This is a genomic window from Pseudomonas cavernicola (genome assembly GCF_003596405.1).
GTDB lineage: Bacteria > Pseudomonadota > Gammaproteobacteria > Pseudomonadales > Pseudomonadaceae > Aquipseudomonas > Aquipseudomonas cavernicola.
This window is the reverse complement of sequence record NZ_QYUR01000002.1, coordinates 34,450-58,397: the sequence shown is the minus strand read 5'-3', so window position 1 is coordinate 58,397 and position 23,948 is coordinate 34,450. Positions and strand designations below refer to the sequence as shown.

Genomic DNA, 23,948 nt, shown 5'->3' with positions numbered 1-23,948 from the left:
CGGGCTACAATGCCCGCTTTATGTGATCCATGAGGTGTGCGTTGTGACCGCTCCAGGTGCTCTGAATTCCGCTACTGGCACGCTTTATGTGGTGGCGACGCCCATCGGTAATCTGGATGACATCAGTGCGCGTGCGCTCAAGGTGTTGCGGAGTGTGGCGCTGATTGCCGCAGAGGACACGCGTCATTCGATCCGTTTGCTGCAGCATTTCGGTATTGCCACGCCACTGGCGGCTTGTCATGAGCATAACGAGCGTGATGAAGGCGGGCGTTTCCTGGCCCGCTTGCAGGCAGGGGATGACGTCGCGCTGATTTCTGATGCCGGTACTCCACTGATTTCCGATCCTGGCTACCATCTGGTTCGCCAGGTGCGGGCGGCGGGCATTGTCGTCGTGCCGGTGCCTGGCCCTTGTGCGCTCATCGCAGCACTGTCAGCCGCAGGTTTGCCATCGGATCGTTTCATCTTTGAAGGTTTTTTGCCGGCGAAGGCGGTGGGGCGGCGTGCCCGGCTTGAGTTGGTAAAAGAAGAATCGCGTACGCTGATTTTCTATGAGGCGCCGCATCGAATACTGGAGTGTCTGGAAGATCTAGAGGCGGTCTTTGGTGGTGAGCGCATGGCCGTGTTGGCGCGTGAGCTGACTAAGACTTTCGAGACCTTGAAAGGCTTGCCGTTGGCAGAGTTGCGCGCGTGGGTGGCGGCTGATAGCAATCACCAACGCGGCGAGTGCGTGGTGCTGGTGGCGGGCTGGCAGGCGCCGGAAGGTGACGAGGCCTTGAGTGGGGAATCCTTGCGAGTGCTTGATCTGTTGCTCAAGGAGATGCCGCTGAAGCGTGCGGCGGCACTGGCGGCAGAGATTACCGGGGTGCGCAAAAACTTGCTCTATCAGGTGGCGCTTGATCGGCAGAAAGACGTTTAAGCTTGTTCTCATGCCTGCCTGCCGCTACCCTAGGCGGCGGAGAGTCGATCGGACAGTCGCTGTTTCATTTCGTTCCGCGTTCTTTATAGTGCGCTGCGCGAAGTGGAAGGGAGGAAAGTCCGGGCTCCATAGGGCTGAGTGCCAGGTAACGCCTGGGGGGCGTGAGCCTACGGAAAGTGCCACAGAAAATAACCGCCTAAGCGCTTCGGCGCCGGTAAGGGTGAAAAGGTGCGGTAAGAGCGCACCGCACGTCTGGCAACAGTGCGTGGCTAGGTAAACCCCACTCGGAGCAAGACCAAATAGGGATCCATTGGCGTGGCCCGCGCTGGATCCGGGTAGGTTGCTAAAGGCGTCCAGTGATGGCCGTCGTAGAGGAATGACTGTCCTCGACAGAACCCGGCTTACAGATCGACTCTCCACCTTTTCTTCTATCTGCTTCACCTCCCGCATCGCATTTCTAATACCGAAAAAATCTTACTCTTAACAAACTACTTTAAGTTTGAACTTCAGCTCACTGAGTTGGTTGAATTTCGCCCTCGAAAAGACCTCTAAAAGCCTCGCCGAAACCCCTCCTGAGCTCGCTAAATTGCCGTCCTATAAGGATTTTTCCCTCTTGGCGCGCCTTGACGGTGGGGTGGCCGCATTCCTATAGTGTGCATAAGTGGCATGAAGTGGCATGAAGTGGGTTTTTTGGGCATGGACAGCTAATCAAAGTGGGAGAGCGCAGCATTGTTTCGCGGAGCTAACGCCATATCTCTCGACGCCAAAGGGCGACTCGCGATGCCAAGTCGGTATCGGGACGAGATCGTTTCGCGTTCGAGTGGCCAGCTCATCGTCACAATTGATGCTATCGATCCTTGTTTATGTGTTTATCCGCTGCCCGAGTGGGAGCTGATTGAAGCCAAGCTCCGTGAGCTGCCCTCTCTGCGTGAAGAAACCCGTCGCCTGCAACGCTTGCTGATCGGCAATGCCGTGGATCTGGAGTTGGACGGTAGTGGTCGCTTCCTGGTGCCGCCGCGTCTACGTGAGTACGCCAAGCTGGACAAGCGCGCGATGCTGGTCGGTCAACTGAATAAATTCCAACTGTGGGATGAGGACGCCTGGAACGCTGTTGCTGATGCGGACCTGGCGGCCATTAAACAACCCGGCGGTCTGCCGGACGAACTGCGTGATTTGATCCTATGACTAGCGGCTTTCGCCACATCACCGTATTGCTTGATGAAGCCGTTGAGGCTCTTGCCGTGCGCGCGGATGGCTGCTACCTGGACGGCACATTTGGGCGCGGCGGGCACAGCCGGCTGATCCTCGAAAAACTTGGCCCCGATGGGCGTTTGCTTGGTTTCGATAAAGATCCGCAGGCGATAGCGACTGGGGAAACGCTGGCGGCCGAAGACGGCCGCTTTGTCGTTGTGCAGCGCAGTTTTGCGGAGTTGGGCGAGGAAGTTGCGGCGCGCAATATGACTGGCCGGGTGGCAGGGGTGTTGCTGGATTTAGGCGTCTCTTCGCCGCAGTTGGATGATGCTGAGCGCGGCTTTAGCTTCCTCAATGACGGTCCGCTGGATATGCGCATGGATCCGACTCGCGGTATTAGCGCGGCTGAATGGATCGCCAGTGCAGCCGAAGAGGAAATTGCTCGCGTCTTTAAAGAATACGGCGAAGAGCGTTTCGCCAAGCGTATGGCGCGCGCGGTAGTTCTGCGCCGTGCAGAGAAGCCTTTCGAGCGTACGGCCGACCTGGCTGAGGTGCTCAAAGTCGCTAATCCGGCTTGGGAAAAGGGCAAAAATCCAGCAACCCGTGCTTTCCAGGGGTTGCGTATCTATGTAAATAACGAGTTGGGTGACCTTGAGCGTGGTCTGGACGCCGCGTTGGAGGCTCTGGAAATCGGTGGGCGGCTGGTAGTGATCAGCTTCCATTCACTGGAAGACCGCATCGTTAAACTGTTTATGCGGCGCCATGTAAAAGGCGAGGCAGACAACCTGCCGCGTGATCTGCCGGTCCGTTTTGCTGCCTTTGAGCCGAGGATCAAGGTGCTTGGTAAGCCGCAATTCGCTTCGGAGGCCGAACTGAAGGCCAATCCACGTGCGCGCAGCGCGGTTATGCGCGTGGCGGAGAAGCTGCGGTGAGTCGCGCCTTTGCTAAGCCCTTGCCGGGCGGCAGCCTGCTGATGCTCGCGCTGTTTATTGGCGTGCTGGTATCGGCGATTGCCGTGTCCTACAGCTCGCACTGGAATCGTCAACTGCTTAATGCGCTTTATGCCGAACTCAGCGTGCGCGATAAGGCTCAGGCCGAATGGGGTCGCCTGATTCTTGAGCAAAGTACCTGGACGGCTCATAACCGCATCGAAACCCTGGCCAGTGAGCAGCTGAGCATGCGCATTCCTGAGCCGGCCGAAGTGCAGATGGTGGCGCCATGATGAAGCTCGAAGGCGCGCTTTATCCCTGGCGGTTCCGCGTGGTGCTCGCCTTGCTCGCGGTGATGGTGGGTGCTATCGCCTGGCGAATCATCGATCTGCAGGTGGTCGACCATGACTTTCTTAAAGGTCAGGGTGATGCGCGTAGCGTGCGGCACGTGCCGATTCCTGCGCACCGCGGCTTGATTACTGATCGCAATGGTGAACCTCTGGCGGTCAGTACCCCGGTCACCACGTTGTGGGCAAATGGTAAGGAGCTGCAAGCCGCACGTGATCGTTGGCCGGCATTGGCGGCGGCGCTTGGCCAGGAGCCGAAAGCTTTCGCTCAGCGTCTGGAGCAGAGCGCCGGGCGCGAGTTCATGTATCTGGTGCGCGGCTTGACGCCTGAGCAAGGTGAGGTCGTCCTCGATCTCAAGGTGCCGGGTGTTTACGCTATCGAAGAGTTTCGCCGTTTCTATCCGGCCGGCGAGGTTACCGCCCATGTGGTGGGCTTTACCGACATCGACGACCGCGGGCGCGAAGGCGTTGAGCTGGCGTTCGATGAATGGCTGGCCGGGGTGCAGGGCAAGCGCCAGGTCTTGAAAGATCGCCGCGGGCGCCTGATCAAGGATGTCCAGGTTACCCAGAATGCCAAGGCCGGCAAGGCTCTGGCCTTGTCGATCGATCTGCGCCTGCAATACCTGGCGCACCGCGAGTTGCGCAACGCCCTGACCGAGTTCGGCGCCAAGGCTGGCAGTCTGGTGATACTCGACGTCAAGACTGGCGAAGTACTGGCCATGGTTAATCAGCCCACCTACAACCCGAACAACCGCCGCAACCTGCAGCCGGCGATGATGCGTAACCGTGCCATGATCGACGTGTTCGAGCCGGGTTCGACGGTCAAGCCTTTCTCTATTAGCGCGGCTCTGCAAAGTGGCCGCTGGAAACCGACCGACACGGTCGATGTCTACCCTGGAACCTTGCAGATCGGTAAGTACACCATCCGCGATGTGTCGAAAAATGAAGGGGTGCTCGACCTGACCGGCATCCTGATCAAGTCGAGCAACGTCGGGGTGAGCAAGATTGCCTTCGATATCGGTGCCGAGTCGATCTACAGCGTCATGCAGCAGGTCGGACTGGGGCAGGATACCGGCCTGGGTTTCCCGGGCGAGCGGGTTGGCAATCTGCCCAACCACCGCGTCTGGCCGAAAGCGGAAACCGCCACCCTGGCCTATGGCTATGGCCTTTCGGTGACGGCGATCCAGCTCGCCCATGCCTATTCCGCCCTGGCCAACAACGGGCGCAGTGTGCCGCTGACCCTGACCCGTGCCGACCGCAGTGTGGCAGAGGGTGTTCAGGTGATCCCCGAGAGTGTCGCCAGAACCGTGCAGGGTATGTTGCAGCAGGTGGTGGAGGCACCCGGTGGGGTGTTCCGTGCCAAGGTGCCGGCCTACCACGTGGCCGGCAAAAGTGGTACCGCACGCAAGGCCACCGTGGGTAGCAAAGGCTACACCCAAAATGCCTATCGCTCGCTGTTCGCCGGCTTCGCGCCGATCAGCGATCCGCGCATCGCCATGGTTGTGGTGATCGATGAACCCAGCACGGGCGCCTACTACGGCGGCCTGATCTCGGCGCCGGTATTCGGCAAAGTGATGGCCGGCACTTTGCGCCTGATGAACATTGCCCCGGACAACTTGCTACCGCCGGTCGAGCAGGCCACGGTCGCCACTACGACGGGTCAGGGAGTGACACGCTGATGCCTATGCCGCTGAACCAGTTGTTGCCCGAGGCTGAAAGCTCGGTGCTGATCCGCGAACTAACCCTGGATAGCCGCAAGGTGCGTCCCGGTGATCTGTTCCTCGCCGTGCCGGGTGGCCAGCAGGATGGTCGTGTGCATATCTCCGACGCCATCGCTCGTGGTGCCGCCGCCGTGGCCTATGAGGCCGAAGGCGCAGCGGAGATGACGGCCAGCAGCGCGCAGTTAATTCCATTGAAGAATCTGGCGGGGCAGTTGTCGGCCATTGCCGGGCGTTTCTACGGTGAGCCAAGCCGCGCCCTGCATCTGGTTGGTGTGACGGGTACTAATGGTAAAACCAGTGTCAGCCAGTTGCTCGCCCAGGCGCTGGATCACTTTGGCGAGCGCTGCGGGATTGTCGGCACTCTCGGTACGGGCTTTCACAATGCTCTGGAACTGGGTCGCCATACCACGCCGGACCCGATCGGCGTGCAGGCGGTGTTGGCCAACCTGAAACAGGCCGGTGCACGAGCGGTGGCGATGGAGGTTTCCTCCCACGGGCTGGAACAAGGCCGTGTCGCTGCCCTGGCGTTCGATGTGGCGGTGTTCACCAACCTGTCGCGCGATCACCTGGATTACCACGGTTCGATGGAAGCCTATGGTGCGGCCAAAGCCAAACTGCTCAGCTGGCCGGGTCTGCGCTGCCGGGTGCTGAATCTGGATGATGCATTTGGCCGCCAGCTGGCTGTTGAGGTCCAGGAATCCCGATTGATCACCTATAGCCTGGACGACCCCAGCGCTTACTTGTATTGCAGTGATGCGCATTTCGATGATCATGGCGTACGCGCCAAGCTGGTCACGCCGAAAGGTGAAGGCAGTTTGCGCAGCTCGCTGCTCGGGCGTTTCAACTTGAGTAACCTGCTGGCGGTGGTCGGCGCCTTGCTCGGGATGGACTACCCGCTGGACGAAATTCTCAAAGTCCTGCCAGAGCTGCAAGGTCCGGCTGGGCGTATGCAGCGCCTGGGTGGCGGCAAGCAGCCGTTGGTCGTGGTCGATTACGCGCACACCCCTGATGCGCTGGAAAAAGTCCTCGAAGCCTTGCGCCCACATACTCAGGGCCGTCTGCTCTGCCTGTTCGGCTGCGGCGGCGACCGTGACCGCGGCAAGCGTCCATTGATGGCCGAGGTGGTCGAACGTTTGGCCGATGGCGTGTTGGTCACCGATGACAACCCGCGCGGTGAAGCGCCGCAGCAGATATTCGCCGACATCCGTGCGGGCCTGACGGCGCCTGAACGGGCCAGCTTCGTCTACGGTCGCGGTCAGGCCATCGCTCAGTTGATCGCTGGTGCCGAGGCTGCGGACGTGGTCGTTCTGGCCGGCAAGGGTCACGAGGACTATCAAGAGATCAAGGGGGAGCGTCAGCCGTTCTCCGATCTGGACGAGGCCGGCAAAGCCTTGGCTGCATGGGAGGTGGCGCATGCTTAAAGCCCTGTGTTTGAGTGAAATCGTTGCGGCCTTGAGGGGCCGTCTGGTCGGTGAAGACGCGCAGTTTGATGCGGTCAGCACCGATAGCCGTGCGATCCAACCGGGTCAGCTGTTCATCGCGCTGACCGGTCCGCGTTTCGACGGCCACTCGTATCTGAACGAAGTGGCGCAAAAAGGCGCCGTGGCAGCTCTGGTCGAACGCGAAGTAGCCGGAGTGCGGCTACCGCAACTGGTCGTGCATGACACCCGTCAAGCGCTGGGGCAGCTCGCCGCCTTGAATCGCCAGGCTTACCTTGGTCCGCTGGCGGCAATCACCGGCTCCAGCGGCAAAACCACGGTCAAGGAAATGCTCGCCAGCATCCTCCGCACGGGTATCTCTGGGCGCGGTGGCCCAGTACTGGCGACCCGCGGCAACCTGAATAACGACCTTGGCGTGCCGTTGACCTTGCTGGAATTGGTGCCGGAGCATGTCGGCGCAGTGATTGAGCTAGGTGCTTCGCGCATTGGCGAGATTGCCTACACAGTCAACCTGGCTCGGCCGCAAGTGGCCATCATCACCAACGCCGGCACCGCCCATGTTGGCGAGTTTGGCGGGCCGGAGAAGATCATCCAGGCCAAGGGTGAGATCCTCGATGGGCTCTCTGCAACAGGGGTCGCGGTCCTCAATCTGGACGATAAAGCGTTCGCGACCTGGCAGTTGCGCGCCAAAGCCCGCAAGGTGCTGAGTTTCGCGCTGGATAACCTCAAGGCGGATTTCCACGCCAGCGAACTGAGCCGTGACGCCCGCGGTTGCCAGGCCTTTAGCCTGCATAGCCCAGCCGGTAGCGCGCGGATTCAACTCAATCTGCTTGGTGTGCATAACGTCACCAATGCACTGGCCGCCGCCGCCGCCGCGTTCGCCCTGGGCGTGCCGCTGGTCGGTATCGTGGCTGGGCTGGAAAGCGTGCAACCGGTCAAAGGCCGCGCCGTAGCTCAGTTGGCGACGAACGGCATGCGCGTCATCGATGACAGCTACAACGCCAACCCGACATCCATGTGTGCGGCCGTTGATATACTCGCCGGCTTTTCCGGGCGAACCGTTCTGGTCCTCGGAGATATCGGCGAACTGGGCGACTGGGCCGAGCAGGGGCATCGCGACGTTGGCGCCTATGCCGCTGGCAAGGTTAGCGCTCTGTATGCCGTAGGCCCGCTGATGGCGCATGCCGTCGCGGCGTTCGGCGCTGGCGGTCGCCATTTCGTCGACCAGGCCAGCCTGATCGTAGCCCTGGGCGCCGAACAGGGCGACACCACCATTCTAATTAAGGGGTCGCGCAGCGCGGCGATGGAAAAAGTCGTCGCAGCTTTGTGCGGTACCAGCGAGGGGAGTCACTAAATGCTGCTGCTGCTGGCGGAGTATCTGCAACAGTTCTACAAGGGCTTCGCGGTCTTTCAATACCTGACCTTGCGTGGGATTTTGGGCGTGCTCACCGCGCTGGCGCTGTCGCTGTGGCTGGGTCCGTGGATGATTCGCACCCTGCAGATCCGCCAGATTGGTCAGTCGGTTCGTAACGACGGCCCGCAATCGCACCTGTCGAAATCCGGTACGCCGACCATGGGTGGCGCGCTGATTCTCTCGGCCATCGCCATCAGCACTTTGCTCTGGGCGGATTTGTCCAATCGGTATGTCTGGGTTGTCCTGATCGTTACGCTGCTGTTCGGTGGCATCGGCTGGGTCGACGATTATCGCAAGGTGATCGAGAAGAACTCGAAAGGTCTGCCAAGCCGCTGGAAATACTTTTGGCAGTCGGTGTTCGGTCTGGGCGCCGCGCTCTTCCTCTTTATGACCGCGCACCACCCGGTGGAAACCACCTTGATCCTGCCGGTCCTGAAGGATGTCAGCATCCCGCTGGGTATCGGCTTCGTCATCCTGACCTACTTCGTCATTGTCGGCTCGAGTAACGCGGTCAACCTGACCGATGGTCTCGACGGCCTGGCAATCATGCCCACGGTGATGGTCGGCGGCGCGCTGGGAATCTTCTGCTACCTGTCGGGTAACGTGAAGTTCGCCGAATACCTGTTGATTCCGTACGTGCCTGGCTCTGGCGAGCTGATTGTGTTTTGCGCCGCGCTGGTCGGTGCTGGTCTTGGCTTTCTCTGGTTCAACACCTATCCGGCCCAAGTCTTTATGGGGGACGTCGGCGCCTTGGCCCTTGGCGCCGCGCTGGGCACCATCGCGGTGATCGTCCGTCAGGAAATTGTGCTGTTCATCATGGGCGGGGTGTTTGTCATGGAAACCCTGTCGGTGGTGATCCAGGTCGCCTCCTTCAAGCTGACCGGCAAGCGGGTGTTCCGCATGGCACCGATTCATCACCACTTTGAACTGAAAGGCTGGCCGGAGCCGCGCGTGATCGTGCGCTTCTGGATTATCACCGTGATTCTGGTGTTGATCGGTCTAGCCACTCTGAAACTGCGTTAAGGACGAGGAACCCATGAGCCTGATCGCTACTGACCACTTCCGCATCGTTGTCGGCCTCGGCAAGAGCGGCATGTCGCTGGTGCGCTTTTTCGCGCGCCAGGGCATCCGCTTTGCTGTCGCTGACACGCGCGAGAACCCGCCGGAGCTGGCCACCATTCGTGAGCAGTTTCCGCAGGTCGAAGTGCGTTGTGGCGAGTTGGATGTGGACTTCCTCTGCCGTGCCGACGAACTCTACGTCAGCCCTGGTCTGGCACTGGCCACTCCGGCGCTGCAGCAGGCGGCCGTGCGCGGCGTGAAGCTGTTGGGCGATATCGAACTGTTCGCCCGCCACGCCAAGGCGCCGATCATTGCCATCACCGGCTCCAACGCCAAGAGCACAGTGACCACTCTGGTCGGCGAGATGGCTGCAGCCGCCGGTAAGAAGGTCGCTGTCGGCGGCAACCTCGGTACCCCGGCGCTGGAGCTGCTGAACGATGACGTTGAGCTGTATGTGCTCGAGCTGTCGAGCTTCCAGCTGGAAACCACCGAGCAACTGAATGCGGAAGTGGCCACCGTGCTGAATATCAGCGAAGACCACATGGACCGCTATAGCGGTCTGCCAGCCTATCACCAGGCCAAGCACCGGATCTTCCGCGGTGCTCGGCAAGTGGTGGTGAACCGCCAGGATGGCCTGTCGCGCCCGTTGATCGGTGAGCAGGTGCCGTGCTGGACTTTCGGCTTGAACAAGCCGGACTTCAAAGGTTTCGGCCTGATCGAGGAGGGGGGCGAGAAGCATCTGGCCTTCCAATTCGAAGCGCTAATGCCGGTGCGCGAACTGAAAGTCCGTGGCGCGCATAACCAGGCCAACGCTTTGGCCGCCTTGGCGCTCGGCCATGCGGTCGGCCTGCCGTTCGCGCCGATGCTGCAAGCGTTGCGCGCATTCACCGGCCTGGCGCATCGCTGCCAATGGCTGCGTGAGCGGGCTGGGGTGAGCTATTACGACGACTCCAAGGCCACCAACGTGGGCGCCGCGCTGGCGGCCATCGAGGGGCTGGGAGCGGATATCGCCGGCAAACTGTTGCTGGTGGCCGGTGGTGACGGCAAGGGTGCTGACTTCTCGGCTCTGCGTGCGCCAGTCGGCAAACATTGCCGCGCCGTCTTGCTCCTCGGGCGTGATGCGGAGTTGCTCGCACAGGCGTTGGGTGGTGAAGACGGGCGCGATGGCGTACCGCTGATTCGCGTGAAAACCCTCGACGAGGCAGTGCAGAAAGCCGCCGAACTGGCTCAGGACGGCGATGCCGTGCTGTTGTCGCCAGCCTGCGCCAGCCTGGACATGTTCAAGAATTTCGAAGAGCGCGGGCGCCTGTTTGCCCAAGCGGTGGAGGCGCTCTCCTGATGCTTACGTCACTGCTGGGAATCCTCCGTCCTTACCCGTCGCCGCTGTTTAGCCGGCGCGGCATCGACCTGGACTTCCCGCTGCTGGCGGGCTGCCTGACGCTGCTCGGCCTAGGGCTGGTGATGATCACCTCGGCGTCCTCGGAAGTCGCGGCCGTGCAATCGGGCAATCCGCTGTACCACATGATCCGCCACCTGGTTTACATCGTGATCGGCATTGGCGCGGCAGGCCTGATGATGATCATTCCGCTGGCCACCTGGCAGCGCATGGGTTGGATGTTGCTGGTCGCTGCCTTTGGCTTGCTGGTGCTGGTGCTGGTGCCAGGCATCGGCCGCGAAGTGAACGGCTCGATGCGCTGGATCGGCTTCGGCCTATTCAACGTGCAGCCGTCGGAACTGGCCAAGGTGTTCGTGGTGATCTTCCTCGCCGGTTATCTGGTACGCCGCCAAGAAGAAGTTCGCGAGAGCTGGATGGGTTTCTTCAAGCCTTTTATCGTGCTGCTGCCGATGGCCGGCCTGCTGTTGATGGAGCCGGACTTCGGCGCCACCGTGGTGATGATGGGGGCCGCGGCCGCCATGCTGTTCCTCGGTGGCGTGGGGCTGTTCCGCTTCTCCTTGATGGTCGCCTTGGCCGTTGGCGCAGTGTTCGTGTTGGTGCAGGCGCAACCTTATCGGATGGCGCGTTTGGTGACCTTCACCGATCCCTGGGCCGACCAGTTTGGCTCCGGCTATCAGTTGACCCAGGCGCTGATCGCCTTCGGTCGCGGCGAATGGTTGGGAGTGGGGCTGGGCAATAGCATCCAGAAGCAGTTCTACCTGCCGGAAGCCCACACCGACTTCGTGTTCGCGGTGCTGGCGGAAGAGCTGGGTCTGGTCGGGGCGTTGGCCACCGTTGGCCTGTTCGTCTTCGTGAGTGTGCGGGCCTTGTATATCGGGCTGTGGGCGGAGAAGGCCAAGCAGTTCTTCGCCGCCTATGTCGCCTATGGTCTGGCGTTCCTCTGGATTGGTCAGTTTCTGATCAATATCGGGGTGAACGTCGGCCTGCTGCCAACCAAGGGCCTGACCTTGCCGTTCCTCAGTTACGGCGGTAGCTCGTTGGTGATCTGCTGTGCCTGTCTTGGCTTGCTGCTGCGCATCGAGTGGGAGCGGCGCACGGTGCTGGGGAGCGAGGATGTCGACTTCGTCGAGAGTGACTTTGCCGAAGATAAACGCGCTGAGGAGATAGCCCATGGCCGCTAACGTTCTGATCATGGCGGGCGGCACCGGTGGGCACGTGTTCCCGGCGTTGGCCTGCGCGCGTGAGTTTCAGGCGCGTGGCTACAACGTGCATTGGCTGGGCACTCCACGTGGTATCGAAAACGAGTTGGTGCCGCAGGCTGGTATGCCACTGCACTTGATCAGTGTCAGCGGGCTGCGTGGCAAAGGCCCGTTGGCGCTGCTGAAAGCACCCTTCAGTCTGGTCCGGGCCTTGTTCCAGGCGCGCAGAGTCGTCCGTAAGCTGCGCCCGGTGTGCGTGCTTGGGATGGGCGGTTACGTCACTGGCCCTGGTGGGCTGGCCGCGAAACTGGCCGGTGTGCCGTTGATCATTCACGAGCAGAACGCGGTGGCCGGGACGGCCAATCGCAGTCTGGTGCGTTTCGCGACCCGCGTTTGCGAGGCGTTTCCGAATACGTTTAGTGCCTCGGCCAAACGCCGTACCACCGGCAACCCGGTGCGCGAAGAGCTGTTCCTGGAAACTCCGCGGCCCGCTTTGCAAAACCGTAAGCCACGCCTGCTGATTCTCGGCGGCAGCCTCGGTGCCGAACCGCTGAACAAGCTGCTGCCAGAGGCCTTGGGTGAAGTGCCGGCCGAGTTGCGTCCGGAAGTGGTCCATCAGGCCGGCAAGCAACACGCTGAGGTGACGGTAGACCGTTATCGCGCCGCTGGCGTGCAGGCTCACGTCGCCCCCTTTATCCAAGACATGGCTGGCGCCTATGCCTGGGCCGACCTGGTGGTATGCCGCGCTGGCGCGCTGACCATCAGTGAACTGGCTGCCGCCGGGCTGCCGTCGATGTTGGTGCCATTGCCGCACGCCATCGACGATCACCAGACCCGCAATGCCGACTATCTGGCGCGGGAGGGCGCTGCCTTCCTGCTGCCGCAAGCTACGACCGGTGCCGCCGATTTGGCCGAGCGCCTGACAGAGGTTTTGATGCATCCCGAACGACTGATCTATATGGCGAGCACTGCCCGCCGCCTGTCTAAGCCCGACGCCACCCGCACGGTGGTGGACATTTGCCTGGAGGTGGCCCGTGGTTGAGAGCCAAAAGGCCTTCCCGCAACCGGAAATGCGCCGTATCCGCCGGATTCACTTCGTTGGCATCGGTGGTGCTGGCATGTGCGGCATTGCCGAGGTGTTGCTGAACCTCGGCTATCAAGTCTCTGGTTCCGACCTCAAGAGGTCTGCGGTGACCGAGCGTCTGGAGAACTTCGGCGCGCAAATCTTTATCGGCCATAGTGCCGAGAACGCCGAGCATGCCGATGTGCTGGTGGTGTCCAGCGCGGTGAATACCTCTAACCCGGAAGTCGCCACTGCCCTGGAACGCCGTATCCCGGTGGTGCCGCGGGCGGAAATGTTGGCTGAACTGATGCGCTATCGCCACGGCATCGCCGTCGCAGGTACTCACGGTAAGACCACCACGACTAGCCTGATCGCCTCGGTGTTCGCTGCCGGTGGCCTGGATCCGACTTTCGTGATCGGCGGTCGTCTGAATGCCGCGGGCACCAACGCTCAGCTTGGGACCAGTCGCTATCTGGTGGCGGAGGCCGATGAGAGCGACGCGAGCTTCCTGCACCTGCAGCCGATGGTTGCCGTGGTCACCAACATCGACATGGACCACATGAGCACCTACGAAGGGGACTTCAACAAACTGAAGAAAACCTTCGTCGAGTTCCTCCACAACCTGCCGTTCTACGGCTTGGCCGTGGTCTGTGTGGATGATCCGGTGGTGCGTGAAATCCTGCCGCTGATTGCCCGCCCAACGATGACCTACGGCATCAGCGAAGACGCCGACGTGCGCGCCATCAATATCCGCCAAGACGGCATGCTCACCTACTTCACCGTGCTGCGCACCGGGCGCGAACCGTTGGATGTCTCGGTGAACATGCCGGGCAACCACAACGTCTTGAACTCCCTGGCCACCATCGCCATCGCCACCGATGAAGGCATTACCGACGAAGCCATCGTCCAGGGCCTGTCGGGTTTCCAAGGGGTCGGTCGGCGCTTCCAGGTTTACGGCGAACTGCCAGTCGACGGCGGCAACGTGATGTTGGTCGACGATTACGGCCATCACCCGCGCGAAGTCGCTGCGGTGATCAAGGCGGTGCGTGGCGGTTGGCCGGAGCGTCGTTTGGTGATGGTCTATCAGCCACACCGTTTCAGCCGCACCCGTGACCTGTATGAGGATTTCGTTCAGGTGTTGGCCGATGCCAACGTCCTGCTGCTGATGGAAGTCTACCCGGCTGGCGAAGAGCCTATCCCCGGGGCGGACAGCCGTCACCTGTGCCACAGCATCCGTCAGCGTGGGCAGCTCGACCCGATCTACATCGAGCGCGGCGCGGAGCTGGCGCCGATCGTTAAGCCGCTGCTACGCGCTGGCGACATCCTGCTCTGCCAGGGCGCGGGTGATATCGGCGGTTTGGCCCCACAACTGTTGCAAAGTCCCTTGTTTGCGGGTGGTGAGTTCGGTGGCGCCAGTGAGTCGGCCGCCGCGAGGAAGTCCAAATGAGTCGCGAATTGAAATCCAACCTGGCCCCACAGGCCTTTGGCCGCGTCGCCGTGCTGTTCGGTGGCAAGAGCGCCGAGCGTGCGGTGTCGCTGAAGTCCGGCAATGCCGTATTGGACGCGCTGCAGAGTGCCGGTGTGGATGCTTTCGGGATCGACGTTGGGGATGATTTCCTGCAACGCCTGGTCAGCGAGAAGATCGATCGTGCCTTCATCGTGCTGCATGGTCGCGGCGGTGAAGACGGCAGCATGCAGGGCCTGCTCGAGTGCCTGGAAATCCCTTACACCGGTAGCGGCGTGCTGGCTTCGGCGCTGGCGATGGATAAGCTGCGGACCAAGCAGGTCTGGCAAAGCCTCGGGCTGTCGACGCCGCGGCATGCGGTGCTGGCGAGCGCGGATGACTGCCGGTCGGCTGCTATGGAGCTGGGCTTCCCCTTGATCGTCAAACCGGCCCATGAAGGCTCCAGTATCGGCATGGCCAAGGTGAACAACGTCGACGAATTGATTGTCGCCTGGCAGGCCGCCAGCACTTACGACTCCCAGGTTTTGGTCGAGCAGTGGATTCACGGCCCCGAGTACACCATCGCCGTTCTGCGCGGCGAAGTGCTGCCGCCGATTGGCCTGGGCACGCCGCGCACGTTCTACGACTACGACGCTAAATACCTGGCTTCGGATACCCAGTACCGCATTCCCTGTGGCCTGGATGCAGCGAAAGAGCTGGAGCTGAAAGAGCTGACCGCACGCGCCTGTGAAGCCGTGGGAATCCAGGGCTGGGCTCGCGCGGACGTGATGCAGGACGCTGCCGGCAAGTTCTGGCTGCTGGAGGTGAACACTGTACCGGGCATGACCGATCACAGCCTGGTTCCTATGGCCGCTCGCGCCGCTGGCTTGGATTTCCAGCAGTTGGTGCTGGCGATTCTGGCCGACAGCGTTGAGGCGCGAGGTTAAGACCATGCACAGCGCCACGCTCCGTCATCAGCAACCCGTTACCGGCCGCGTCTCACCGCGCAAGCCGGCGCAGCGGGGTGCCAGCCGGATGGTGGCCAAGGAACCGCTGTCGGTGCGCCTGCCGAAGCCGAATTTTGGCCTGGTCAAACGTTTGCTCTGGCCGTTTCTGCTGTTGGCACTGGGCTTTGGTACTTACGAGTTGGTGCAGCGTTTGCTGCCCTATGCCGACCGACCAATCACCAAGATCAGTGTCAGTGGCGAGCTCAGCTACATCAGCCAGCAAGCCGTGCAGCAACGCATCGCTCCTTATGTGGCGGCGAGTTTCTTTACCGTCGACCTCGCCGGCATGCGTGCAGAGCTGGAGCAAATGCCCTGGATCGCCCATGCCGAAGTGCGCAGGGTCTGGCCGGATCGCGTGTCCATCCGCCTGGAAGAACAGCTGCCGGTCGCGCGTTGGGGCGAAGAGGCCTTGCTGAACAATCAGGGCCAAGCGTTTACCCCGCGCGAGCTGGCGAATTACGAAAACTTGCCGCAACTGGTGGGCCCGCAGCGTGCCCAGGAACAGGTGATGCAGCAATACCAAGTACTGAGTCAGATGCTGCGGCCGCTGGGTTTCTCCGTTGCCCGCCTGGAGTTGCGTGAGCGTGGCAGTTGGTTCCTTTCCACCGGCGTGAACAGCACCGGACAAAGCCTGGAATTGCTGCTGGGGCGTGATCATTTGGTCGAGAAAATGCGCCGTTTCGTCGCCATCTACGAAAAGAATTTGAAAGAACAGATCGCAAATATTTCGCGCATCGACCTGCGTTACTCCAACGGCTTGGCCGTGACGTGGCGTGAGCCGATAGTGCCGGTGACGGGCAAAACCGTCGCTGTGAAGTAAATCAGGAGAAGGCAAGTAACATGGCAAACGTGCAGAGCGGCAAGATGATCGTCGGCCTCGATATCGGCACCTCCAAGGTGGTGGCGCTGGTGGGCGAGGTTACGGCTGACGGCCAGCTGGAAATCGTTGGCATCGGTACCCACCCCTCGCGCGGCCTGAAGAAGGGCGTGGTGGTGAATATCGAATCCACCGTGCAATCCATTCAGCGCGCGGTAGAAGAAGCGCAAATGATGGCGGGTTGCCGGATTCACTCGGCCTTCGTCGGCGTGGCCGGTAATCACATTCGTAGCCTGAACTCACACGGCATCGTCGCCATCCGTGACCGCGAAGTCAGCCAGGCGGACCTTGAGCGTGTGCTGGACGCCGCTCAAGCCGTGGCGATTCCGGCGGATCAGCGGGTGCTGCACACCCTGGCGCAGGATTACGTGATCGATAATCAGGAAGGTGTGCGTGAACCGCTAGGTATGTCGGGCGTGCGCCTGGAAGCCAAGGTGCACGTGGTCACTTGTGCGGTGAATGCGGCGCAGAACATCGAGAAGTGTGTGCGTCGCTGTGGCCTGGAAGTCGACGACATCATTCTTGAACAACTGGCATCCGCGTATGCGGTGTTGACCGATGACGAGAAGGAGCTGGGTGTCTGCCTGGTGGATATCGGCGGCGGGACCACCGACATCGCGATCTTCACCGAAGGCGCCATCCGTCATACGGCGGTGATTCCGATCGCCGGTGATCAGGTCACCAACGACATCGCCATGGCCTTGCGCACGCCGACCCAATATGCCGAAGAAATCAAGATTCGTTATGCTTGCGCCCTAGCCAAACTGGCCGGTGCAGGCGAGACCATCAAGGTCCCGAGTGTCGGCGATCGTCCGCCGCGGGACCTGTCCCGCCAGTCGCTTGCCGAGGTAGTGGAGCCACGTTATGACGAGCTCTTCACTCTGGTGCAAGCCGAGCTGCGGCGCAGTGGCTACGAGGACTTGATCCCGGCCGGGATCGTTCTTACCGGCGGTACAGCGAAGATGGAAGGAGCCGTCGAGCTGGCCGAAGAGATCTTTCATATGCCGGTGCGTTTAGGCGTACCGCACAGCGTCAAGGGACTGGCCGATGTCGTTCGTAACCCCATCTATTCCACAGGCGTCGGCCTGCTGCTGTACGGGCTGCAAAAGCAGTCCGATGGCATCTCCATGTCTGGCATTAGCAGCAGCTATAGCGATGAGCCCAAGACACCTGTACTGGAGCGGCTGAAACGCTGGGTCCAGGGCAATTTTTGATGTTAAACCGCGTGTGCAGTAGGCGTTACAACTAGAAAGCAAAGGAGAGGGGACCATGTTCGAGCTCGTAGACAACATCCCGCAGAGTGCAGTTATCAAAGTAATCGGCGTGGGTGGCGGTGGTGGTAATGCCGTCAACCACATGGCCAAAAATAACATCGAAGGCGTCGAGTTCATCTGCGCCAACACCGATGCACAGGCATTGAAAAATGTCGGTGCGCGTACCGTGCTGCAACTCGGCACCGGTGTGACCAAGGGCCTTGGCGCTGGCGCCAACCCGGAAGTCGGCCGTCAGGCTGCGCTGGAAGACCGCGAACGTATCGCTGAAGTGCTGCAAGGCACCGATATGGTCTTCATCACCACTGGCATGGGCGGCGGTACCGGTACCGGTGCGGCGCCGATCATCGCTGAAGTGGCTAAGGAAATGGGCATCCTCACCGTTGCGGTGGTGACCCGTCCATTCCCGTTCGAAGGCCGCAAGCGCATGCTGATCGCCGAAGAAGGCATCCGGGCACTGTCCTTGAGCGTCGACTCGTTGATCACCATCCCCAATGAGAAGCTGCTGACCATCCTAGGTAAAGATGCCAGTCTGCTGTCCGCCTTTGCCAAGGCTGACGATGTATTGGCCGGTGCCGTGCGCGGTATCTCCGACATCATCAAACGTCCGGGCATGATCAACGTCGACTTCGCCGACGTGAAAACCGTGATGAGCGAAATGGGCATGGCGATGATGGGGACAGGCTGCGCCAGTGGCCCGAACCGTGCCCGTGAAGCGACTGAAGCGGCCATCCGCAACCCGTTGCTGGAAGATGTAAATCTGATGGGCGCGCGTGGCATCTTGGTCAATATCACTGCCGGTCCTGACCTATCGCTGGGTGAGTACTCCGACGTCGGTAACATCATCGAGCAGTTCGCTTCCGAGCACGCCACTGTGAAAGTGGGCACCGTGATCGATCCGGATATGCGCGATGAGCTGCATGTGACCGTAGTCGCCACAGGCCTGGGTGCGAAAATCGAGAAGCCGGTCAAGGTTGTCGATAACACCCTGCAACCGGCTGCTGTCGCGGCGACTGCAGCGCGTCAGGAACAGCCCTCGGTTAACTATCGTGACCTGGATCGCCCAACCGTGATGCGCAATCAGGCTCACGCCGGTGCGGCCACTGCGGCCAAGCTGAACCCGCATGACGACCTGGATTATTTGGACATCCCGGCCTTCCTGCGTCGCCAGGCTGATTAACGAAATGTATCAGGAGTATTGGGGTGATTGGTGTTCAGCAAAGGCCGGTTCTGCTATCATCGCCGGCCATTGTTGAAAACAATTCGCAACTAGTGCTATAGCGGCCAAAGCCATGATCAGACAACGCACCCTGAAGAACATCATCCGCGCCACTGGCGTCGGCCTGCATTCCGGGGAAAAGGTTTACCTGACCCTGAAGCCGGCACCGGTGGATACCGGAATCGTGTTTCGTCGTACCGACTTGGATCCTGTCGTGGAAATTCGCGCACGGGCTGAAAATGTCGGTGAAACCACCATGTCGACCACGTTGATCAATGGTGATGTCAAGGTGGACACCGTGGAGCACCTGCTTTCGGCCATGGCTGGCCTGGGCATCGATAACGCCTACGTCGAGCTCTCCGCGTCCGAAGTGCCGATCATGGATGGCAGTGCTGGGCCTTTTGTATTTCTGATTCAATCCGCTGGCCTGCAGGAGCAGGAATCGGCCAAGAAGTTCATCCGCATCAAGCGCGAAGTGACAGTGGAGGAGGGCGACAAGCGCGCCACCTTCGTGCCCTTTGACGGCTTCAAGGTGAGTTTCGAGATCGATTTCGACCACCCGGTTTTCCGCAATCGCACCCAGAGTGCAACGGTGGATTTCTCCAGCACCTCCTTCGTCAAAGAAGTGAGCCGTGCGCGGACCTTCGGCTTCATGAGTGACATCGAGCACCTGCGTTCGCAGAACCTGGCGCTCGGCGGCAGCGTAGAAAACGCCATCGTGGTCGATGAGTTTCGCGTGCTTAATGAAGACGGCCTGCGTTACGAGGATGAGTTTGTTAAACACAAAATCCTCGATGCCATCGGCGATCTCTATCTGCTTGGTAACAGCCTGATTGGCGAGTTCCGTGGCTTCAAGTCGGGACATGCGCTGAACAATCGTCTACTGCGTGCGTTGATTGAGCAGCAAGATGCTTGGGAAGTGGTGACCTTCGACGACGTGAAGAGTGCGCCGATCTCGTACATGCGGCCGGTCGCGGCCGGTTAAGCAAGACTCTCTCTTTTGCTGTTTTTAGAGGCCACCCCAGGGTGGTCTTTTTTTGGTGCGCCCAGCATGGGCGCAATCTTGTGGGTGAAAGTCCCACCGTGAGTTGACCACAGCGAACGAAGTGAAGCGCAACTGCATGAGGGTGACCGAGTGTGGGGAGGAAGCGTGGAGCGAAGCCGCGAGCCGATGAACAAGAACCGGATAGAAGGCGAAGCCGACCAGGGCGAGCGGGCCAAAAACCGCGAAGCTCTCGTGGTCAAGGGGCGGCAGCGTAGATCCGGCGGTTGTGCGGTGAAGGATTGCGTTCTTACCTGGGGAGATCTCGCCTTGTGCCTGAAAGGGCGACGGTGCAAGCCGGAGCGAGAAGTCAGCAGAGGCCGTAGTAACTGCCGGTTTGGAGTGAAGGGCCAAAGGAGTGGAAGGGTAAGTTTGCCTGACCATCCGAGACGGTGATTCTTCAGATGCCCGGATACGGGGCTCGTCATGAAAGGTGCAGCAGGTGAAGCCTGAGGTGCTTGTGACAGCGAAGAACCTGATCGGCCGGGTCGGGGTCAGATGAATCCAGGCGTCATGTTCGGGTACAGGCATGACGACCTCAACCGCTTCAACCGCCCGGTGCGGACCCGCATGCCGGGTGGTGTGGCAGGGGAGCAGCCAAATGGCTGCCCCCTATGCCGATTCTGTGATTTCTGTGCGATAGAGCTGTTTAGCGCAGCTCTACTTGCGGTCTTTGGCGTGGCTGGCCAGGCGTTCCAGGGCTGCGCGCAAATTTGGGTCGCTGATGCCGTCGGCGGTAGCCTGGATGCTGTCGGCGGCGCTTTGCGATAACTCAATAGTGTGACCGCTACCGTGCCTTGCGGCGGTGGGCGGTTGCACCTTAAAGAGGATTTTCGCTAAGTTCGTGAACTCGGCGAAGGCCTGTAGTTGGCGTTGCAGGCGCCGCTGCTGATAGCGCAGGCGGGTGGCCCAGTGACCATCGGTGACTATTAATAGCAGGCAGCCCTCGCGCCACGATGCTACATGGCAGTGCTCGCGGGCTGCGGGTTGCAACTGGCTTTCTAGCAAGCGCTGTAGATGCGCGAGGCGTTGGGCCTGGTTGAACAGCGCTTGCAGGGGCTTCGCCTCACGCAGCAGCGCAGCGGGAGCTCGGGCCGGTAACGGACGAAAAGCCATGGCGGGACGCCTGAGGTTGCAGAGTTGCCATGGTAGCAGAAAGGTCGCAGCCTCCAGTGCGCTGCGAGTGGCGACTGTTGGCGTGGCCGATTCTGCTTGGTAACTCGTCGGGGCTTGATTTTGGCGGTGCGGACTCCATATAGGGCAGTGGGGAAAGCTCAGTCGTTGCCGCTACAGGCCGAAACTGGCGCCAGCTGGCATGCGCGCTCTAGCGCTTGGCAGCGTTGCTCTGCGGTTAGCGAGTCGACTGTGCAGTCAGTCTAAAGCCGCAATATCACGGCTGCTGGCACACTGAAATAACGCTACTTTCCTCGCCAACGTTTCCGGGTAGAATGCCCGCTTCGCAAGCAGCCATGAGGGCTGCGCGGGCGACTCACGGGGCCGCCCTCCATCCATACGTGTGGAAGATCCTGTCGATATGTTTGCGCCTTTGTTGAAAAAGCTCTTTGGAAGCAAGAACGAGCGCGAGGTGAAGCGCATGCTCAAGACGGTGCAAGCCGTCAATGCGTTCGAGGAGCAGATGTTGGCTCTCTCGGATGAGCAGCTGCGCGCCAAGACCGAAGAGTTCAAGGCCCGTCTGGGCAAAGGCGAAACCCTTGATCAACTGCTGCCTGAAGCCTTCGCTGTGGCCCGAGAGGCCGGTAAGCGGGTGATGGGCATGCGTCACTTCGATGTGCAGCTGATTGGTGGCGCGACCTTGCACGAAGGCAAAATCGCCGAGATGCGTACCGGTGAGGGTAAGACCCTGGTGGCGACACTGGCGGTCTACCTGAACGCGCTGTCCGGCAAGGGCGTGCACGTGGTCACGGTGAACGACTACCTGGCCCGCCGCGACGCCAACTGGATGCGTCCGCTGTATGAATTCCTCGGGCTCTCCGTGGGGATTGTCAGCCCGTTCCAGCCGCCGGAAGAGAAACGCGCCGCCTACGCTGCCGATATCACCTATGGCACCAACAACGAATACGGTTTCGACTACCTGCGCGACAACATGGCATTCAGCCTGGACGAGAAATTCCAGCGCGAACTGAACTTCGCCGTGGTCGACGAAGTCGACTCCATCTTGATCGACGAGGCGCGCACCCCGCTGATCATCTCCGGCCAGGCCGAGGACAGCTCCAAGCTGTATATGCAGGTCAACCAACTGATTCCTCGCCTCAAGCAGCACATCGAGGAAGAAGAAGGTGTAGTCACTCAGGAAGGCCATTACACGGTCGATGAGAAGACCCGCCAGGTCGAGCTGAACGAGCAGGGTCACCAGTTCATTGAGGACATGCTGACCCAGACGGGGTTGCTGGCCGAAGGTGAGAGCCTGTATTCCGCGCACAACCTCGCTCTGTTGACCCACGTTTATGCCGGCCTGCGCGCGCACAAGCTGTTCCATCGCAACGTCGAATACATCGTGCAGAACGATCAGGTCTTGCTGGTCGACGAGCACACTGGCCGGACCATGCCGGGTCGCCGTCTCTCCGAAGGTCTGCACCAGGCGATCGAAGCCAAAGAAGGTCTGAATATTCAGGCGGAGAGCCAGACACTGGCCTCGACTACCTTCCAGAACTACTTCCGCCTCTACAACAAACTGTCCGGCATGACCGGTACGGCCGATACCGAAGCGTTCGAGTTCCATCAGATCTACGGTCTGCCCGTGGTGGTGATTCCGCCGAACAAGCCGTTGGCGCGTAAGGACTTCAACGACCTGGTCTATCTGACCCAGGATGAGAAGTACGCAGCGATCATCGCCGATATCAAAGAGAGCCAAGTGATAGGGCGTCCGGTGCTGGTGGGCACGGCCTCGATCGAAACCTCGGAGTACGTCTCGCAACTGCTGACCAAGGAAGGCATCGAGCACAAGGTGCTCAACGCCAAATTCCACGAGAAGGAAGCCGAGATCATCGCCCAGGCCGGTCGCCCAGGCGGGCTGACCATCGCCACCAACATGGCCGGTCGCGGTACCGACATCCTCCTGGGCGGCAACTGGGAAGTCGAAGTGGCGGCCCTGGACAATCCGATGCCTGAGCAGGTCGCGCAGATCAAGGCCGACTGGCACAAGCGTCACCAGATGGTAGTCGAGTCCGGTGGCCTGCATGTGATCGCGTCCGAGCGTCATGAGTCGCGGCGTATCGACAACCAGTTGCGTGGTCGTTCCGGTCGCCAAGGCGACCCGGGTTCCAGTCGCTTCTACTTGTCGCTGGAAGACAACTTGATGCGCATCTTCGCCTCGGATCGGGTGAAGAACTTCATGAAGGCCCTGGGCATGCAGTCCGGCGAGGCAATCGAGCATCGCATGGTGAGCAACGCCATCGAGAAGGCGCAGCGCAAAGTCGAAGGGCGTAACTTCGACATGCGTAAGCAACTGCTCGAATTCGACGACGTGGCGAACGAGCAGCGTAAAGTCATCTATCACATGCGCAACAGCTTGCTGGCCGCCGACGACATTGGCGAAACCATCGCCGACTTCCGTCTGGAGGTGCTGGACGGCACCATCAGTCAGCACATTCCGCCGCAATCGCTGCCAGAACAGTGGAACGTTGCCGCTCTGGAAGCCGCGCTGTTCAGCGATTTCAGCATCAAACTGCCGATTCAGCAGTGGCTCGACGACGATGCTCACCTGTACGAAGAGCCGCTGCGCGAGAAGATCCTCGCCGCCCTGCTCGCGGCGTACAACGAGAAGGAAGACTTGGCCAGCGCCGAAGCGCTGCGCACCTTCGAGAAGCAGATTCTGTTGCGGGTAGTGGACGACCTGTGGAAAGACCACCTGTCGACCATGGATCACTTGCGTCACGGTATTCACCTGCGCGGTTATGCGCAGAAGAACCCGAAACAGGAGTACAAGCGCGAGTCCTTCACCCTGTTCCAGCAACTGCTCGACTCGATCAAGCGCGACACCATTCGCGTGTTGTCCCATGTGCAGGTGCGGCGCGAAGATCCGGCCGAAGAAGAGGCGCGTCTGCGTCACGAAGCGGAGCAACTGGCGCAGCGTATGCAGTTCCAGCATGCCGAAGCCTCAGGCTTGGCGCCGCTGGAGCGGGCTGAACCTGAAGGCGAAATTGCCGTGGCGACGTTTGCGCCAGTGCGTAATGAGCAAAAAATTGGTCGCAACGAGTTGTGCTACTGCGGTTCGGGCAAGAAGTACAAGCACTGCCATGGGCAAATCAACTAGTCGGCGTAGGCTGGGTAGAACGTAGTGAAACCCAGCTCGTGATTAGTAATGCGCTGGGTTTCGCGGTGCTCTACCCAGCCTACTGACGCCGCGACCGGCTTAGCCGCTCGCGGCGTTTTTGGCTAAATTTGCGCCGTACCG

The 23,948-nt window shown here is 60.7% G+C and carries 19 protein-coding genes and 1 other RNA gene; 19 read left to right on the top strand and 1 reads right to left on the bottom strand.

The window, feature by feature from the left end:
- Positions 1-61: 61 nt before the first annotated feature.
- From rsmI to lpxC, 18 genes are all read left to right on the top strand, one after another.
- Positions 62-916 carry a 16S rRNA (cytidine(1402)-2'-O)-methyltransferase gene (gene rsmI, locus D3879_RS00590; protein ID WP_177412408.1) on the top strand — a complete coding sequence of 285 codons (855 nt, stop codon included), beginning with the start codon at positions 62-64 and terminating at the stop codon, positions 914-916.
- 40 nt (positions 917-956) lie between these two features.
- Positions 957-1,336, top strand: an RNA gene (gene rnpB, locus D3879_RS00585) — RNase P RNA component class A.
- Between the two features lie 309 nt (positions 1,337-1,645).
- Positions 1,646-2,101 carry a division/cell wall cluster transcriptional repressor MraZ gene (mraZ, locus tag D3879_RS00580; protein ID WP_119952204.1) on the top strand — a complete coding sequence of 152 codons (456 nt, stop codon included), beginning with the start codon at positions 1,646-1,648 and terminating at the stop codon, positions 2,099-2,101.
- Positions 2,098-3,039, top strand: a complete 942-nt coding sequence (rsmH, locus tag D3879_RS00575; protein WP_119952203.1) for a 16S rRNA (cytosine(1402)-N(4))-methyltransferase RsmH — start codon at positions 2,098-2,100, stop codon at positions 3,037-3,039. The genes mraZ and rsmH overlap by 4 nt, the downstream gene beginning before the upstream one ends.
- Entirely contained in the window at positions 3,036-3,329 is a 294-nt protein-coding gene (ftsL, locus tag D3879_RS00570) for a cell division protein FtsL (RefSeq protein WP_119952202.1), read from the top strand. The genes rsmH and ftsL overlap by 4 nt, the downstream gene beginning before the upstream one ends.
- Entirely contained in the window at positions 3,326-5,062 is a 1,737-nt protein-coding gene (locus tag D3879_RS00565; protein ID WP_420800892.1) for a peptidoglycan D,D-transpeptidase FtsI family protein, read from the top strand. Before ftsL ends, D3879_RS00565 begins: the two co-directional genes overlap by 4 nt.
- Positions 5,062-6,525: a UDP-N-acetylmuramoyl-L-alanyl-D-glutamate--2,6-diaminopimelate ligase gene (locus tag D3879_RS00560; protein WP_119952201.1), complete on the top strand. Its 1,464-nt coding sequence runs from the start codon at positions 5,062-5,064 to the stop codon at positions 6,523-6,525. Before D3879_RS00565 ends, D3879_RS00560 begins: the two co-directional genes overlap by 1 nt.
- Positions 6,518-7,897: a UDP-N-acetylmuramoyl-tripeptide--D-alanyl-D-alanine ligase gene (locus D3879_RS00555; RefSeq protein ID WP_119952200.1), complete on the top strand. Its 1,380-nt coding sequence runs from the start codon at positions 6,518-6,520 to the stop codon at positions 7,895-7,897. The genes D3879_RS00560 and D3879_RS00555 overlap by 8 nt, the downstream gene beginning before the upstream one ends.
- Complete coding sequence (gene mraY, locus D3879_RS00550) at positions 7,898-8,980, top strand: phospho-N-acetylmuramoyl-pentapeptide-transferase (RefSeq protein ID WP_119952199.1); 1,083 nt, start codon at positions 7,898-7,900, stop codon at positions 8,978-8,980.
- A gap of 13 nt (positions 8,981-8,993) precedes the next feature.
- Positions 8,994-10,355, top strand: coding sequence for a UDP-N-acetylmuramoyl-L-alanine--D-glutamate ligase (gene murD, locus D3879_RS00545; protein WP_119952198.1), 1,362 nt, complete (start codon positions 8,994-8,996; stop codon positions 10,353-10,355).
- Positions 10,356-10,366: 11 nt separating this feature from the next.
- A complete protein-coding gene (gene ftsW / locus D3879_RS00540) occupies positions 10,367-11,593 on the top strand; it encodes a putative lipid II flippase FtsW (protein ID WP_177412407.1) in 1,227 nt (408 codons plus the stop codon).
- A complete protein-coding gene (gene murG, locus D3879_RS00535; RefSeq protein ID WP_119952196.1) occupies positions 11,583-12,653 on the top strand; it encodes an undecaprenyldiphospho-muramoylpentapeptide beta-N-acetylglucosaminyltransferase in 1,071 nt (356 codons plus the stop codon). The genes ftsW and murG overlap by 11 nt, the downstream gene beginning before the upstream one ends.
- Before the next feature lie 28 nt (positions 12,654-12,681).
- Entirely contained in the window at positions 12,682-14,121 is a 1,440-nt protein-coding gene (gene murC, locus D3879_RS00530) for a UDP-N-acetylmuramate--L-alanine ligase (protein ID WP_177412406.1), read from the top strand.
- A complete protein-coding gene (locus tag D3879_RS00525; RefSeq protein ID WP_119952194.1) occupies positions 14,118-15,065 on the top strand; it encodes a D-alanine--D-alanine ligase in 948 nt (315 codons plus the stop codon). Before murC ends, D3879_RS00525 begins: the two co-directional genes overlap by 4 nt.
- 4 nt (positions 15,066-15,069) lie before the next feature.
- Positions 15,070-15,945 carry a cell division protein FtsQ/DivIB gene (locus D3879_RS00520; RefSeq protein ID WP_119952193.1) on the top strand — a complete coding sequence of 292 codons (876 nt, stop codon included), beginning with the start codon at positions 15,070-15,072 and terminating at the stop codon, positions 15,943-15,945.
- 20 nt (positions 15,946-15,965) lie between these two features.
- Positions 15,966-17,216: a cell division protein FtsA gene (gene ftsA, locus D3879_RS00515; RefSeq protein ID WP_119952192.1), complete on the top strand. Its 1,251-nt coding sequence runs from the start codon at positions 15,966-15,968 to the stop codon at positions 17,214-17,216.
- 55 nt (positions 17,217-17,271) lie between these two features.
- Complete coding sequence (gene ftsZ / locus D3879_RS00510; protein ID WP_119952191.1) at positions 17,272-18,453, top strand: cell division protein FtsZ; 1,182 nt, start codon at positions 17,272-17,274, stop codon at positions 18,451-18,453.
- A gap of 112 nt (positions 18,454-18,565) precedes the next feature.
- Positions 18,566-19,477: a UDP-3-O-acyl-N-acetylglucosamine deacetylase gene (gene lpxC / locus D3879_RS00505; RefSeq protein WP_119952190.1), complete on the top strand. Its 912-nt coding sequence runs from the start codon at positions 18,566-18,568 to the stop codon at positions 19,475-19,477.
- A gap of 717 nt (positions 19,478-20,194) precedes the next feature.
- Here lpxC and D3879_RS00490 read toward each other — a convergent pair.
- Entirely contained in the window at positions 20,195-20,650 is a 456-nt protein-coding gene (locus D3879_RS00490; protein ID WP_119952188.1) for a DciA family protein, read from the bottom strand.
- 418 nt (positions 20,651-21,068) lie between these two features.
- On the opposite strand from D3879_RS00490, the gene secA reads away from it, so the two are divergent.
- Entirely contained in the window at positions 21,069-23,807 is a 2,739-nt protein-coding gene (gene secA / locus D3879_RS00485) for a preprotein translocase subunit SecA (RefSeq protein WP_119952187.1), read from the top strand.
- The last annotated feature ends 141 nt before the right edge of the window (positions 23,808-23,948 follow it).

Excerpts from the sequence above, each read along its gene's own strand:
- D3879_RS00520 (WP_119952193.1), top strand. The coding sequence starts at position 15,070 with ATGCACAGCGCCACGCTCCGTCATCAGCAACCCGTTACCGGCCGCGTC.
- mraY (WP_119952199.1), top strand. The coding sequence starts at position 7,898 with ATGCTGCTGCTGCTGGCGGAGTATCTGCAACAGTTCTACAAGGGCTTC.
- ftsA (WP_119952192.1), top strand. The coding sequence starts at position 15,966 with ATGGCAAACGTGCAGAGCGGCAAGATGATCGTCGGCCTCGATATCGGC.
- D3879_RS00490 (WP_119952188.1), bottom strand. The coding sequence starts at position 20,650 with ATGGCTTTTCGTCCGTTACCGGCCCGAGCTCCCGCTGCGCTGCTGCGT.
- murC (WP_177412406.1), top strand. The coding sequence starts at position 12,682 with ATGCGCCGTATCCGCCGGATTCACTTCGTTGGCATCGGTGGTGCTGGC.
- rsmH (WP_119952203.1), top strand. The coding sequence starts at position 2,098 with ATGACTAGCGGCTTTCGCCACATCACCGTATTGCTTGATGAAGCCGTT.
- lpxC (WP_119952190.1), top strand. The coding sequence starts at position 18,566 with ATGATCAGACAACGCACCCTGAAGAACATCATCCGCGCCACTGGCGTC.
- ftsZ (WP_119952191.1), top strand. The coding sequence starts at position 17,272 with ATGTTCGAGCTCGTAGACAACATCCCGCAGAGTGCAGTTATCAAAGTA.
- D3879_RS00525 (WP_119952194.1), top strand. The coding sequence starts at position 14,118 with ATGAGTCGCGAATTGAAATCCAACCTGGCCCCACAGGCCTTTGGCCGC.
- murD (WP_119952198.1), top strand. The coding sequence starts at position 8,994 with ATGAGCCTGATCGCTACTGACCACTTCCGCATCGTTGTCGGCCTCGGC.
- D3879_RS00565 (WP_420800892.1), top strand. The coding sequence starts at position 3,326 with ATGATGAAGCTCGAAGGCGCGCTTTATCCCTGGCGGTTCCGCGTGGTG.
- D3879_RS00560 (WP_119952201.1), top strand. The coding sequence starts at position 5,062 with ATGCCTATGCCGCTGAACCAGTTGTTGCCCGAGGCTGAAAGCTCGGTG.
- murG (WP_119952196.1), top strand. The coding sequence starts at position 11,583 with ATGGCCGCTAACGTTCTGATCATGGCGGGCGGCACCGGTGGGCACGTG.
- D3879_RS00555 (WP_119952200.1), top strand. The coding sequence starts at position 6,518 with ATGCTTAAAGCCCTGTGTTTGAGTGAAATCGTTGCGGCCTTGAGGGGC.
- secA (WP_119952187.1), top strand. The coding sequence starts at position 21,069 with ATGTTTGCGCCTTTGTTGAAAAAGCTCTTTGGAAGCAAGAACGAGCGC.